This window comes from Acinetobacter pittii ATCC 19004 = CIP 70.29 (genome assembly GCF_000369045.1).
GTDB classification, from domain to species: Bacteria; Pseudomonadota; Gammaproteobacteria; order Pseudomonadales; family Moraxellaceae; genus Acinetobacter; species Acinetobacter pittii.
The window spans coordinates 487,468-502,265 of the sequence record NZ_KB849790.1 but is presented as its reverse complement, the minus strand read 5'-3'; the positions used below and the strand labels follow the sequence as shown (position 1 = coordinate 502,265).

The window sequence follows — 14,798 nt, the reverse complement described above, 5'->3', positions numbered from 1 at the left end:
CCTCATTATGCAAATTCCTTCGTCATTGCAATCATCGCTGCTAGGTCAAAACCAAAAGGCTGAGTTAGCAGGGCATTTATTGTCGACATTAACGACCTATAAATATCCTGAACATGGCCCTTCGGTTTTAGAAGTGATAGATATTCAAAAAAAGTTTCAATACTTTCAGGCCCTAACGCATATTAATTTAGACCTGAAAGCTGGCGAGTTCGTGAGCTTTTTGGGACCTTCTGGATGCGGTAAAACCACATTGCTACGCATAATTGCGGGTCTAGAAAAACCTGACTATGGAAAGGTTATAAAAAAGGGCGCAGACATTACGTTGTTGAGTGCTGAAAAGCGTCACTGTGGCATTGTGTTTCAGAACTATGCATTATTTCCAAATTTAAGCGTTGAAGAAAATATTGCGTTTGGCTTAGACAAAAAAAAGTGGGATAAGGCACAGCGTAGTCAACGAGTTCAGCAATTATTAGAACTGATTGAATTACCCGATATTGCTAAAAAATATCCAAATCAATTGTCGGGCGGGCAGCAGCAACGTGTTGCGCTTGCACGGGCAATTGCTCCGAATCCAGATATTTTACTGTTGGATGAACCATTGTCCGCACTCGATGCTCAGGTACGTCTAAACCTAAGACAAAAGATCCGTTCGATTCAATCGCAGCTTAATTTACCAACCATTATGGTCACACACGATCAAGAAGAAGCATTAAGCATTTCTGATCGTGTGGTGGTGATGAATCATGGCGTCATTGAGCAAATTGATACACCGCATAATATTTATTACAAGCCACAAACCCAATTCGTTGCTAAGTTTATTGGCACCATGAACTTTTTAAAAGCCACTTGTTCGGTCGTTAATCAGCTCGAGGTTTTAGGTTTTATTCCTCTAAATTTGGAGCAACAAAAACTTAAAGCAGGGGAAAATTACAGTACTGGTTTTAGACCCGAAGCTGTCGAGTTGGTTGATGATTTCGGTAGTGATAAAGAGTCTTTGTATTTGCCGGTTAAAGTAATAAGCACAGAATTTTTAGGCGCGAAACGTCGTTTGTTTTGCACTATTCATATCGATGGAATTGAGCAAGCAAAACATCTTTTACAAATTGAAATTGAAAATACCAAGTTCAAATCTTTGCAAGAACTGATGTTTATAAAAGTACCTAATCAGCTCATCCATGTCTTTGACGAACAAGGGTACGCACTATGTTAAATGAAGCTGCTTCAGCGGTTTTAAAAACACAGCCGCGTCGAAAAACTGAAAATTCATTAAGATCAAATATTGCTTTGGCTATGGTCGCAATCGCTTTGACTTTAGCGATTATTGCTCCATTAATCATGCTGTTTGAAACTGCATTTTTTGATGAAAATCAAAATTTTGTTGGTCTTGAAAATTTTTATAACTATTTTGCAAGTCCAGCTTTACTCAGTTCTGTATTTAACTCAGTGTGGGTTGCTTGTGCTGCTACTGTCATTACAGTATGTCTTGCCAGTATTTATGCTTTTGCACTCACCAATGTAAATATAAAAGGCAAAGGCTTCTTTAAATTGGTGGCTTTTTTACCGATTTTAGCGCCATCACTTTTGCCTTCTTTGGCATTGGTTTATTTGTTTGGTAAACAAGGTATGTTTAAACCTTTGCTGGGCGATATACAAATTTATGGTCCGATCGGTATTTTAATCAGTTATTGCTTTTGGCTATTTCCAGCAATTTTAATGTTGATGATGGTGTCTTTTCGCAGTGTCGATCAGCGTTTAATTGAGGCATCTTTGTCGCTGGGTAAAAACATCTGGAAGACGCATTATCACGTCACATTACCTGCAATTCGTTATGGACTCATCAGTGCAAGTTTAGTGGCTTTTATTTATGTGCTGACCGATTTCGGAATTCCGAAAGTCATTGGCGGTTCATTTAACATGATGGCGCTTGATGTCTATAAGCAGATTATTGGTCAGCAAAATATGAGCATGGGTGCGGTGATTTCCATCTTGTTATTGCTACCAGCAGTGTTCGTATTCATTTTCGATCGAATACAAAGCAAGCGCCATGCACGGTTTCAAGCCTTTCAGGCTAAACCTTATGTTTCAGCATCGAATAAAAAACTTGAAGTTGTTCTGAGCCTATTTTGTGGGTTGGTTTCAGGGGCAATTTTACTGATTATCTTTACGGCTGTGCTCGCATCATTTATTCAGTCTTGGCCTTATGATTTGTCTTTGACCTTAGCACATTACAGTTTTGAATATGTCGATGGCGGCGGTTGGGCAGCGTACTTTAACTCGGTTCGCATGGCACTCTTTAGTACGGTTTTTGGAACAGCACTGATTTTTATGGTGGCGCTATTAACCGAACGTTTTAAAGCACATCCATTGATTAAAAATTATGTACAAGCTTTGGTTTTACTGCCACTCGCTGTGCCGGGATTGGTCTTGGGTATTGCTTATATTTTGTTTTTTAACCAGCAGAGTAATCCGTTAAATGTGCTGTATGGAACCATGACCATTTTGGTGATTTCAACCATTGTGCATTATTACACCGTGCCACATCTGACTTTAACCAATGCGATTAAACAAATTCCGCTACAGCTCGACCAAGCAGCACAAACTTTAGGAACATCGAAGTGGAAAACCTTTTGGAAAGTGTATTTGCCCATGTGTTTTCCAGCGCTATGCGATGTATCGGTCTATATTTTTGTGAATGCGATGACCACTGTGTCGGCTGCCATTTTCCTCTATTCACCAGACACCAGTTTAGCTGCGGTAGCTGTTTTAAATATGGATGATGCGGGAGATACCGTTGCCGCTGTTGCGATGAGCATTCTCATTTTAACCACCTCATGTGTTGTAAAACTCATTCACTGGTTATTTACCCGAAAAATTATGGCAAGAAGTCAGCAATGGCGTGAAAGTTCTCACTAAGTTTTAGCTAAACACAATTTTTATTTAACCGACTGAAACGAAATGCTTTGTTCAACAAGGCAAGGGTTTATTCATCCTAAATTTCGCAAATTGGAAGTCTTATGAATAATGCACAGTTTGATTTAATTGTTGTCGGAGCCGGTATTTTAGGTTTGTCCGCTGCAATACAGGCACAAGAACAAGGCTTGAAAGTTTGCATCTTCGAGAAAAATGCCAAGCCTGTGGGGGCAACTCGCCGTAATTTCGGCATGGTTGGAACTTCGACATTAACCCATCCAGAGCAACAGTGGCGAAAGTACGCTCTTGAAACGCGTTCTTTTTATCAGCGTATTCAAGCTGAAACCGATATTTCATTTGAGCAAAGACAAGGTGTGTATCTCGCCAATACGGCACTTGAATGGCAGGTTTTAAATGAGTTTGCCGAGCGTGCAAATAATTACCAAATTCCAGTTCATTTGCTAAACCATGATGAACTGGTCACCCAATTTTCCTATTTAAACCCCGAGCAGCAGTTTCAAGGTGGTTTGGTTTTTGAAGAAGACTATTCGGTCGAACCGCATGTGATTGGGCAGCGACTATTGGCATATGCACAAAGAAAAGGCGTAAAGATTTATACCAATGCTTGTGTCGTACAAACCCAATATCAACATGAAATTTGTCAGGTTCGTTTGGCAAGTGGCGAGGCATACCGGGCAAATAAAGTTTTGATCTGTCACGGTGAAATCATCGATGTTTTATATCCAGATCTCTTACAAAGCTTGAATCTGAAACGTTGTGGTTTGCAAATGGCCCTGACTCAACGGTTTCACCAAAACTTAAATGCTTCTCTTTATTCGGGCTTATCCATTTCACGTTATCCAGCTTTTGAAATTTGCCCAAGTCATGCAGAGCTGGTTAAAGCATCACAACAGGGTTTCATTAAAGAATTCGGTATTCATATTCTGATTAAACAAAATGAATTTGGCGAACTGATCGTAGGAGATAGTCACGAATATCATTCTATTAACGAAGCGCCTCAGTTCGAGCAACGCGAAGAGATTAATGAGTTTATTCAAACGTACTGCCACGAAAAACTAGGGCTGACTTTACCTCCAATTCAAAAACGTTGGAATGGTTATTACCTGGCCCATGAACATGAGTTGGCCTGTGTCGCTGAAGCTGAAAAAAATATCTTTCTGGTGAGTGCGATTGCTGGCAAAGGCATGACTACAGGGGCTGGCTTTATGAAAGAAATATTAGAACAAAATATTTACTAGTTTGTCATCTGGTTTAAACCAGATTGGTGTATATTGAAATTAACGCAAAAGAAATGAGTAACATTATGAACATGCAACCCCAACTCGATATGGATTTAGAGAACAAGTATTTGCTTCTTACTCCAGGACCATTATCAACATCGGCAACAGTACGCCGTACCATGCAAAAAGACTGGTGTACTTGGGACCAAGAATACAACTCACTGGTACAAGATATCCGTTCTCGTCTAGTCAACTTAGCGACCAGGCAACCTGAAAAATATACGGCTGTGTTAATGCAAGGCAGTGGAAGTTTTGCTGTGGAGTCTGTACTTGGTTCAGCTATTCCGCGTGATGGCAAAATCTTGATCATTAATAACGGCGCATATGGTGCACGTATGGTGCAAATGGCGCGTTGCTTAAATATTGAAGTTGTAGAGCTGAACTATTTAGAAACCCAAACACCAGATCTACTAGAGATTGAGCGCGTTTTAGAAGATAAAACCATTAGCCATGTTGCTTGTGTGCACTGTGAAACCACCACTGGTATTTTAAATCCGATTCAAGACATTGGCCGTTTAGTTAAAGCAGCAGGAAAAATCTGGATTGTGGATGCCATGAGTTCATTTGGTGGAGTACCTATGGATATGGCTGAGCTTGAAATTGATTTTCTAATTTCAAGTGCAAATAAATGTATTCAAGGTGTTCCGGGTTTTGGTTTTATTTTGGCAAAGCGTGATTGCCTAGAAGCATGTAAAGGTTTAGCTCGTTCGGTAAGTCTCGATTTGTATGACCAGTGGAATACGATGGAGCAGCATAACGGTAAATGGCGTTTTACCTCGCCAACCCATGTGGTACGTGCATTTTATCAAGCATTACTTGAGCTTGAGACAGAAGGCGGTGTTGCTGCACGTTATCAACGTTATTTACAAAACCAACAAACCTTATCTAAAGGTATGCAACAACTTGGCTTTGAGTTGGTACGTGGTGAAGAGAGTCCACAATCACCCATCATTACCACTTTTCTTTACCCAACAGCCGAGACATTTAGCTTCCAGTCCTTCTACGAAACCCTGAAAAAATCAGGCTACGTAATTTATCCGGGCAAAGTCACTGACCTTAACTGCTTCCGTATTGGCAATATTGGCGAAGTTTATATTCATGACATTGAAGGGCTTCTTGCTGCGATTGCGAACTACTGTGAAAACCACCTAAACCAAGCTGTAACAGCATAATTTTTATTAAATTAAAGGAAATACATCATGACAACCAACAATACACAAATTCAGGCTGTGGTTTTTGACTGGGCTGGCACAACTGTAGATTTTGGCTCACGTGCACCAATTTTGGCTTTTATGGCTTTATTTAAAGACAATAAAGTTGAAATTACGGTTGAAGAAGCTCGAGCGCCAATGGGTTTAGAAAAACGTGACCATATTGCTGCCGTTTTAAAAATGCCGCGTGTCGCAGCGGCATGGCAGGAAGTCTATGGGAAGCCTGCAACTGAAGCAGATATTGACCGTTTATATAAAGACTTTATTCCCTATCAGTTAAATTCTATTCCAACATGTTCTGCTTTAATTCCGGGCGCATTGGAAACGTTTGAAAATATTAAAAAGCGTGGTGCAAAAATTGGGAGTAACACGGGTTATGCATCCATGATGATTGGTCGTTTGGTCAAAGATGCTGCCGATCAGGGCTATCGACCGGACTGTATCGTTACGGCAAGTGACGTGAAATATGGCCGGCCATATCCTGAAATGCTATGGAAGAACTTAATTCAACTCGACGTATCCGATATCAAAACCGTTGTAAAAGTAGATGATACCGTGGTGGGTATTGACGAAGGTTTAAACGCAGGGTGCTGGACAGTAGGACTTGCGATTAGTGGTAATGAAGTCGGTTTAAGCTATGAAGAGTGGAGTTCGCTATCGGCCGATGAACAGATTATTCTAAAAGATAAGGCATACCAAAAAATGAATGCGTCGGGCGCTCATTATGTGATTGATAGTGTCGCTGATTTGCCAAATGTACTAGATGATATTGAACGCCGTTTGGGGCAGGGTGAACGACCTTAAACAAAGTTTAGGTCTATATCTTTTTAAGCTTAGCTCCCAAGGGAGCTAAGCTTACCTAAAAAATTAAAATGAAGAGTAGATACACTCTACATATGTGAAAATAAGGATTAACTTTGAGGAGTAAATTCCTTATTTTTGGCTAACGATTTAAAACACATGTTTCGATCGTTAGCACCATCAACCAGATAGGCATATGACCTATTTGATAGATCTATTTATGACTTTTGAGGGTCATATAATTTTTCTTTAATAAATAGGGCTGGTATCACGCCACAAATCAGGTAGGCAGCACCCATCACGACAAAACCTAAACCAATTGACCCGCCAGAGGCTAAGAAACCAATCGTTGCAGGGGCTAAAGCAGCACCTAAACGTCCAACATTATAGGCTCCACCAATGGCTGTACCGCGAATAGCGGTCGCAAAGCTTTCGGTCATGTAGGTGGCATTTACGCCATACGGAATGCCGTAGAGGAAACCAAAAGTGACCAGTAAATATAGAATGTTGCTTGGCGAGTTATAAAAAACAATTAAAGGTAGGAAAATAGCAGTACCAATTGCACCAAAGGCATAGGTAAAGCGACGCCCTAATTTATCGGCCATCATGCCCGCAAGAACTTTACCTAAAATCATGGCGGTATATGTACCTACCATATAGGCAGTCATTTCTTTAAACTTCATACCGAGTTCGCTTTCAAGGTATGACGGCATCCAGTTATTTACGCCATAGTAACCAAACTGTAAAAAGCCAGCGGTTAACGCCCACAAGATAAACATATTGCGGTTTCGTTTATCTTGGAAAATAAGCTTAAATGCCGAAGTTTTCGATGCGTTTTGAGCTACAACAGGTTGTTGTAGTCGAGATTTTTGCCATGCTTCTGGTTCGGGTACAAGAATATGCATGAGGACAGCAATAACAACAGGAATAATCGCAACATAAAACAGCATGCGCCAGCCATGATCAGGAATAATCCAGCCTGCAAGCAAAGTCGCAACAATATAGCCAACCGTCCAACCTGCTTGTAGGGTACCCAGTACTGTGGTGCGGTAACGGGTTGGGACATATTCGGCCATGAGGGTATTACAGGCGATATAGAGTGAACCCAAACCCAGTGATGCAAAAAATCTTAAAATACCAAACTGAAGAAAGCTTTGAGTGAAACCTAAGCCACAGGTGAGGAGTGAGAAAGTTAAAATAGAAATAACAACAATGCGCACGCGACCAAATTTATCGCACGCCCATCCCCCAAAAATCCCACCAACAGCCATGCCTGCCAATGTGAAACTGCCAAGCATACCTGCTTGTACTGAACTTAATCCAAAATCTGCCTTAATACTATTTAAGCTATAAGACAGCATCATCAAATCTGCACCATCTACCAACAGTGCTAGAAAAGCAAAAATAAAAGCTATTTTCCACGTATGAGGCTGTATACGAGAAAGACCTTCTTTGTAATTTGTAGCCATAATCCATTACCTACATTTGATAAAAAGCACTTCAAGTCGTTTTGAAGTGCTTAAAATTTGATTAAGACGCAGCGCGAATCATGTTTCGGGCAATAATCACTTGTTGAATTTGAGTAGTCCCTTCATAGAGACGGAACAAACGAACATCTCGATAAAAACGTTCAATGGCATATTCACTGATGTAACCCGCACCGCCGTGAATTTGTACGCAGCGATCAGCAACGCGGCCACACATTTCGGTTGCAAACATTTTTGCGCATGAGGCTTCAGTGCTAACGTTTTGTCCTGCATCGCGTAGGCGTGCAGCGTCTAAGACCATACATTTAGCGGCATAAATTTCAGCTTTTGAATCGGCAAGCATGGCTTGAATGAGTTGGAATTCGGCAATCGGTTGTCCAAATTGCTTGCGTTCGATGGCGTAATTTAAAGAGTCGTCTAGCATTCGTGTTGCTGCGCCGACACTCAAAGCCGCAATATGCAAACGGCCTTTATCGAGTACTTTCATGGCCGTTTTAAAACCAACACCTTCTACACCACCAATGAGCGCTGAGGCTGGAATGCGACAATTTTCAAAAATAACGTCACAGGTATGGGCGCCTTTTTGTCCCATTTTTTTATCGCGTTTGCCAAGAAAAATGCCCGGAGTTTGGCTATCGACAATAAAAGCAGAAATGCCCCCAGCACCTTTAATATCAAAGTTTGTACGAGCCATGACTGTAAATACACCAGCGTGAGGGGCATTGGTAATAAAGCGTTTAGTACCATTTAAAATATAAAAGTCACCCTCTTTTACAGCGGTGGTTTTTAAAGAGGCAGCATCAGAGCCTGCATCTGGTTCGGTTAAGCAAAAAGAACTGATCACTTCACCACGTGCTAAACGTGGCAAGAAAAATGATTTTTGTGCTTCGGTCCCATCAATAATCAGGCCACTTGAGCCAATGCCATTATTGGTCCCAATGAGAGAGCGAAAAGCCGGAGAGGTACGACCTAATTCAAAAGCCACATAGACTTCTTCTTCCATCGTCAGGCCAAGACCTTCGTATTCTTCAGGAATGGTTAAACCAAATAAACCGAGAGCTTTCATTTGCTCAACGATATCTTGAGGAATTTCATCCGTTTCAGCGACTTCATTCTCATGAGGAATTAATACACCTTCAACAAATTGTCGAATCATATCAACAAGTTGATCTAAGGTTTCCTGTTCTCGAATCATAGTCTCGTCCTTTTACTACATACTAAAAACATCAATGTGATGTTCGTAAAATCACCAATATTTGAAGCGATAGTAATCAAAGGATAAACGCAAAACAATACATTTTGAAAATTAATTTCGCAATGCGATACTTTGTTGTTGATTTGTGTTTGGCTAATTTATTGATTTATTTAAGCTATATTTCCTTATAAAAAATCATTATTTTTAGTGGAAAATTAAAGTTTGATTTTTAAAAAGAGCTGTGTATATTAAAAATATATATCGCTATGCGAAATTTTAAATGGATAAATTTTCCTATAGGAAATGAGTCACAAAATATAGTGGGATGAAGATGGGTGCTTTAAATGGAATTCGGGTGCTTGACTTAAGTCGGGTATTGGCTGGACCTTGGTGTGGGCAGATTCTTGCCGATTTAGGCGCAGAAGTCATCAAGATTGAACGACCGAAAGTCGGTGATGATACCCGTTCTTGGGGGCCGCCTTGGATGAAAGATGACTCAGGCCAAGACACTCAAGAAGCCGCTTATTATCAGTCGACCAACCGCAATAAACTATCGGTTGCCATCGACATTGCGAGTCCTGATGGTCAAGAATTGATTAAAGCCCTCATTCAAGACACCGATGTCGTGATTGAAAACTACAAAGCGGGGTCTCTAAAAAAGTACGGTTTGGACTATGAGTCTTTATCTGCGATTAACCCTAAACTGGTGTATTGCTCGATAACAGGTTTTGGTCAAAATGGTCCCAGAGCAGAAGAGCCCGGTTATGACTTTATTATTCAGGGCATGGGCGGTCTTATGTCAGTTACGGGTGAGCGAGATGATTTGCCGGGTGGCGGTCCACAAAAAGTAGGGGTCGCATTTTCTGATTTAGCCACGGGACTTTATTCTACGATTGCCATACAGGCTGCTTTACTCAATCGCCATGTGACAGGTTTAGGCCAATACGTTGATATGGCTTTGCTTGATGTTCAAATTGCCACAATGGCAAATCAGGGAATGAATTATCTTTCATCAGGAAAAATCCCTAAACGTTATGGCAATGCACACGCTAATATTGTGCCTTATCAAGTGTTCAAAGCTTCTGACCGTGATTTTATTATTGCATGTGGAAATGACACTCAGTTTATTCAACTCTGTCGAAGTATTGGGTTACCCGATTTACCAAATGATGCACGTTTTGCTCGAAATGCGGACCGAATCAAGCATCGTGATGAAATTATCGAAATTTTACAAACTCACTTTTTAACAAAAACAGCAGATGAATGGGTAGGTGCAATTTATGCCGCTAAAGTTCCCGTCGGTGTGATTAATAACTTGGAACAAGCTTTTCAAGAGCCGCAAGTCATTGCCCGAGAAATGCTGGTCGAGATGAACCATCCTCAACGTAAAAAATTGAAGGTAATTGGCTCGCCAATCAAACTTTCTAGAACACCCGTTGAATACAAAACAGCACCTCCGCTGTTGGGTGAACATACGCAGGCGGTTTTAGGTCGAGTAGTTTCTCCAGAAAAACTGGCTGAGCTCAAAGAAAAAGGTGTAATTGGGTAGGTGGCTTAAAAGCGGAAGGTTAAAATTATATTTAAAATCAGAAAATAAAATATTTAATCTTTCGCTTTAATGAGTTAGAAGTTATCTTTTAGATGCAGACTCGGATGTTTGCTCTTTTGCTATTTATAGAAAAAATAGATTATAATTTTCGCAGTGCGAAACAAAATATGGATTGGTATGACAATGAACGATGCAGTAGATGCAGAACAGACAGAAAAATTATTAGCGCCTTTAAGGCATGAATTATTACATCCGATTGAAGACATGCAGGATGAAAATGATCGCCAATTTATTACTGCATTAGCACGTGGTTTAGAGCTATTACGTTGTTTTACTCCTAAGCATCAGCATTTGGGTAACCAAGAGCTTGCTCAGATGACAGGTTTACCAAAACCAACCATTACTCGCCTTACACATACCTTGTCGCGTTTGGGTTATATCAAACAAGTACCTAACTCAAGCAAATTCCAGCTTTCAGTAGGGGTTCTTGCGTTTGGTTATTCCATGCTGTCTAACGTATCGATTCGCTCTATTGCTCATCCATATATGAAAAATTTGGCAGACTATGCTGGCGCTGCTGTAGCGATGGCAACACGCGATCGACTGAACATGATTTATCTTGATGTGGTACAGGGTAAAGGCAATATGACCATGCGCCGTCAAGTTGGAACTTATTTACCGATTCATTTAAGTTCTATGGGGCGTGCATGTTTAGCTGCAATGCCTGAAGACGAAAGAAAATTTTTACTTGATGCCATCCGTAGCAAACACAAAGAAGACTGGATCAAAATTAACCGTGATCTAGACAAAGCGTTTAAAGACTACCAAGATTTCGGATATTGTTTTTCAATCGGTGAATGGCATAAAGATGTAAATTCGGTTGCAGTCCCACTTATTCATGAACAACATGGTTTGCTGGTGTTTAACTGTGGCGGTCCAAGTTTCATTATGAACCGTGAAAAACTCGAAGAAGATATTGCACCGCGTCTTTTACACATGGTGAATAATATTCGTACTGAGATTAGTTAAACGTATTTAATTTATTTATAAGAGCCAGCTTTGTTTTTCAAGGCTGGCTTTTTAATGGGCGAGTTTTAGGTTGTTTGGCTGTGAAAGTTCGGTTTTCGTTTTTCTTTGAAAGCATTTAATGCTTCTTTAAACTCGGAACCCTGTAAACAGTGTGAGAAAATAGTCGACTCATGATCAATACGATTGAGTAGATCATCAATTGGTATATCTCTTAGTAACTTTTTACTGAGCTGTAAGGCTTGGCTTGGTTTGTGAGCAAGTTTAATAGCCACATCTTCAACCGCTTGATCCAGCTCAGTTGCCTCAAATATTTCATTTACCAGACCATAATTCTTTGCTTGGTCTGCCGAAAACTTTTCACCCAATAAAATAATCTCAGAAGCACGAGCAAAGCCCAATAGTCTTGGCAAGATGTAACTTGAACCCGCTTCAGGTACAAGTCCCAAATTCACAAAGGGGAATTGGAAAATAGAGTTTTGGCTTGCATACACAAGGTCGCAATGTAGAAGCATGGTGCTGCCAATACCAATTGCTACACCATTTACTTTAGCAATAATCGGTTTTGGAAACGTTGCTAAGCTTTTTAAGAAAACAATCGAAGCGGGTGGTTCTGAAGTGGTGGTATCGCGTTTTTCAAATGCGTTTACATCATTGCCGCTGGTAAATGCGGAGTCTTCACCAGTCAGCACAACCACATGAATGTCTTGATTAGTTGCAGCCTTATTTAAGGCCTGACTTAGGGCCGCATACATTTCGTAATTAATTGCATTTTTTTTAGTGGGATTACTCATGGTGAGCGTTAGTATATTTCTATCAAAAGATTCATGAATTGTGCCTGTTTTAAGCTGGTTTTGAGTTTTGTTGTCCTGCTGCATCATTCATTCCTTTAATTAACTTTCTGTCTAAAAATTAAACTCATTAAAATAATGCTATCGAAAAATAATTCCGCTATCAATTATTTTGTTTTATATTATGGTATAAAATTTTGTATTGTGAAATTTTACCTTAATTCGCTTTAAATGTAGACAGGATTTATGCGTTAATAAGTATCTAGCTCTGCTAAGGAAATAAGAGGCTAGCTATAGAACAGTGAGTGGAAAGAATATGAAGACCAAAATTACAGAATTATTTGAAATTGAGCATCCAATTATTCAAGGCGGTATGCATTATGTTGGTTTTGCAGAGCTTGCGGCTGCGGTTTCAAACGCGGGTGGGTTAGGTATTATCACTGGCCTGACTCAGCGTACGCCTGAAAATCTGGCAAAAGAAATTGCACGTTGCCGAGAAATGACCGACAAGCCTTTTGGGGTAAATTTAACCTTTTTGCCTACGGTAAATACTCCTGATTATCCGGGTTTTGTAGAAGCAATCATTAAAGGCGGAGTAAAGGTTGTAGAAACAGCGGGGCGTAATCCTGAACAAGTCATGCCATATTTAAAGGCTGCTGGTATTAAAGTAATTCACAAATGTACTTCGGTTCGACATAGCTTAAAAGCTCAGCAAATTGGGTGCGATGCGGTTTCTGTAGATGGATTTGAGTGTGGTGGTCACCCCGGTGAGGATGATGTGCCCAATATGATTTTATTGCCTTTAGCTGCTGATGCATTAGAAATTCCGTTTGTTGCCTCAGGTGGGATGGCAGATGGACGCTCACTGGCTGCTGCATTAGCGATGGGAGCCGATGGAATTAACATGGGAACGCGCTTTATTGCGACTCAGGAAGCTCCCGTACATGCAAATGTGAAGCAGGCGATTCTGAATGCAACCGAAAGAGATACACGTTTAATTATGCGTGCTTTGCGAAATACAGAACGTGTCATGAATAATGCTGCTGTAGAAAAAATCGTGGCAAAAGAAAAAGCACTCGGCGATAACATTAAGTTTGAAGATATTATTGAAGAAGTTGCAGGGGTTTATCCAAAAGTCATGATTGATGGCGATGTAAATGCAGGTGCATGGTCATGTGGGTTAGTGGCTAGCTTGATTCATGATATTCCGACATGCGATGAACTGGTTAGTCGGATTGTCAAAGAGGCAGAAGACATTATTCGTGGTCGATTATTAGGGCTTTTATAACGAACCATTAACCTACTTTATATAAGATCAGCACAAGCTTTAATTGTGCTGATTTTTTGCATCATGTACACAATAATAAAGACATAAAACGGCAAAAATTAAACCCAAAATACAGACACCTGTCCATCCGAAGTGTTTCCAAGCATAACTTCCTGCCGTTGTGCCTAAAGCGCCGCCAGCAAAGTAACCCGTCATATAAATCGCGTTAAAACGTGAGCGTAGTTCTTGATTAAGTTTAAATACAATACTTTGGTTGGTGACATGCACAGCAGAAAGAGAAGCGTAGAGAATGAGTAAGGCAATAATATAAAAAGCGAAATGGTAGGGTAAAAGTGAAAAAAGAATCCAACTTAAAATAAGGCCAATGCCGCAATAAATTGAAATTTTATGAATGTAGCCTTGATCAATAAATTTACCTGAAAAATTGGCAACGAACGTCCCTAATACCCCAACAAAACTGAAAAGGCCAATGGTAAAGTCGCTAAAAAAATAGGGTGCTGGAGCCAAAAGCAACGACATGGTGGTAAAGGTTAAACTTACACAAGCAAATGTAAAACCACCAATATAAGTTCTGGTTCTTAACCGCCGATTTTGAATAAAAATCTGTGGTAAAGAGCGAATAGTTTTTGCATAGTTTTCAGATTTGGTTGGTGGAAATAACCCGATATTACGATGCAAAATAATGGCAATGATGAGTAACAGAAAACCACTGACCAGATAAATAATATTCCATGCAAAAAGTGTAGACATTAGCCCAGAAAGGGAGCGGGCGAGTAAAACCCCCATCATCAGTCCACTCAGTAGAAAGCCAACGACACGACCGCTTTGTTGAATTGGAACCAGACTTGCAGCAAGCGGTAACAACAGTTGGGCTGCACTAGAAAATAGGCCAGTAATGACAGTACCAAGCAGTAAAAGATAAATATTGTGCGAAAACCCGCTAATAATTAATCCGCTTGAAGCCAATAACATAAAGACAAATAGCAGCTTGCGCTTTTCTAATATGTCACCCAACGGCATTAAAAAGAGTAAGCCACATGCGTAGGTGATTTGGGCTAGAGTTGGCACCCACGCTGTAGTTGTTTCAGTTAAATCTAGGCTTACACTAATTGAATGAATAAGTGGCTGACTAAAATAATTTCCACCTGTACAAATGCCTGCGGCAATTGCCATTAAAATAATGGTTGGGGTATAGAGTGCGTTTTTCATCATGCCTTAGTCATAATGAAAGTGGAACTT

At 40.3% G+C, this 14,798-nt stretch carries 12 protein-coding genes; 8 read left to right on the top strand and 4 right to left on the bottom strand.

The window, feature by feature from the left end:
* Positions 1–7 precede the first annotated feature (7 nt).
* The 5 genes from F928_RS14950 (at position 8) to phnX (ending at position 6,226) form a co-directional block, all read left to right on the top strand.
* Complete coding sequence (locus F928_RS14950) at positions 8–1,210, top strand: ABC transporter ATP-binding protein (protein WP_005076639.1); 1,203 nt, start codon at positions 8–10, stop codon at positions 1,208–1,210.
* Positions 1,204–2,913, top strand: coding sequence for a putative 2-aminoethylphosphonate ABC transporter permease subunit (gene fbpB, locus F928_RS14945; RefSeq protein ID WP_005076636.1), 1,710 nt, complete (start codon positions 1,204–1,206; stop codon positions 2,911–2,913). Before F928_RS14950 ends, fbpB begins: the two co-directional genes overlap by 7 nt.
* Positions 2,914–3,014: 101 nt before the next feature.
* The gene (gene msoX / locus F928_RS14940; protein ID WP_005076634.1) at positions 3,015–4,169 is read left to right on the top strand and encodes a TIGR03364 family FAD-dependent oxidoreductase; all 1,155 of its coding nucleotides are present in this window, start codon (positions 3,015–3,017) and stop codon (positions 4,167–4,169) included.
* 26 nt (positions 4,170–4,195) lie between these two features.
* A complete protein-coding gene (phnW, locus tag F928_RS14935; RefSeq protein ID WP_025465525.1) occupies positions 4,196–5,383 on the top strand; it encodes a 2-aminoethylphosphonate--pyruvate transaminase in 1,188 nt (395 codons plus the stop codon).
* 27 nt (positions 5,384–5,410) lie between these two features.
* Positions 5,411–6,226 (top strand): phosphonoacetaldehyde hydrolase, encoded by an 816-nt coding sequence (phnX, locus tag F928_RS14930; RefSeq protein ID WP_005076630.1) that lies wholly within the window; start codon positions 5,411–5,413, stop codon positions 6,224–6,226.
* Between the two features lie 215 nt (positions 6,227–6,441).
* Here the strand turns inward: phnX and F928_RS14925 are convergent, their stop codons facing one another.
* Both F928_RS14925 and F928_RS14920 read right to left on the bottom strand, forming a co-directional pair.
* Positions 6,442–7,692: an MFS transporter gene (locus tag F928_RS14925; RefSeq protein ID WP_002114364.1), complete on the bottom strand. Its 1,251-nt coding sequence runs from the start codon at positions 7,690–7,692 to the stop codon at positions 6,442–6,444.
* Positions 7,693–7,753: 61 nt separating this feature from the next.
* A complete protein-coding gene (locus tag F928_RS14920) occupies positions 7,754–8,905 on the bottom strand; it encodes an acyl-CoA dehydrogenase family protein (protein ID WP_005076627.1) in 1,152 nt (383 codons plus the stop codon).
* 331 nt (positions 8,906–9,236) lie between these two features.
* On the opposite strand from F928_RS14920, the gene caiB reads away from it, so the two are divergent.
* Together caiB and pcaR are read left to right on the top strand one after the other, a co-directional pair.
* On the top strand, positions 9,237–10,454 hold the full coding sequence (gene caiB, locus F928_RS14915) for a CaiB/BaiF CoA transferase family protein (RefSeq protein ID WP_005076625.1): 1,218 nt from the start codon (positions 9,237–9,239) through the stop codon (positions 10,452–10,454).
* Positions 10,455–10,637: 183 nt separating this feature from the next.
* On the top strand, positions 10,638–11,483 hold the full coding sequence (gene pcaR, locus F928_RS14910; RefSeq protein WP_025465524.1) for an IclR family transcriptional regulator: 846 nt from the start codon (positions 10,638–10,640) through the stop codon (positions 11,481–11,483).
* Positions 11,484–11,548: 65 nt separating this feature from the next.
* Here the strand turns inward: pcaR and pecI are convergent, their stop codons facing one another.
* On the bottom strand, positions 11,549–12,358 hold the full coding sequence (pecI, locus tag F928_RS14905; RefSeq protein WP_005076620.1) for an enoyl-CoA hydratase: 810 nt from the start codon (positions 12,356–12,358) through the stop codon (positions 11,549–11,551).
* Positions 12,359–12,587: 229 nt separating this feature from the next.
* Between pecI and F928_RS14900 the strand changes: the two genes are divergently transcribed.
* Positions 12,588–13,559, top strand: a complete 972-nt coding sequence (locus F928_RS14900) for an NAD(P)H-dependent flavin oxidoreductase (RefSeq protein ID WP_000850369.1) — start codon at positions 12,588–12,590, stop codon at positions 13,557–13,559.
* A gap of 39 nt (positions 13,560–13,598) precedes the next feature.
* Here F928_RS14900 and ygaY read toward each other — a convergent pair whose 3' ends face one another.
* The gene (gene ygaY / locus F928_RS14895) at positions 13,599–14,771 is read right to left on the bottom strand and encodes an MFS transporter (protein ID WP_016806076.1); all 1,173 of its coding nucleotides are present in this window, start codon (positions 14,769–14,771) and stop codon (positions 13,599–13,601) included.
* Positions 14,772–14,798 lie beyond the last annotated feature (27 nt).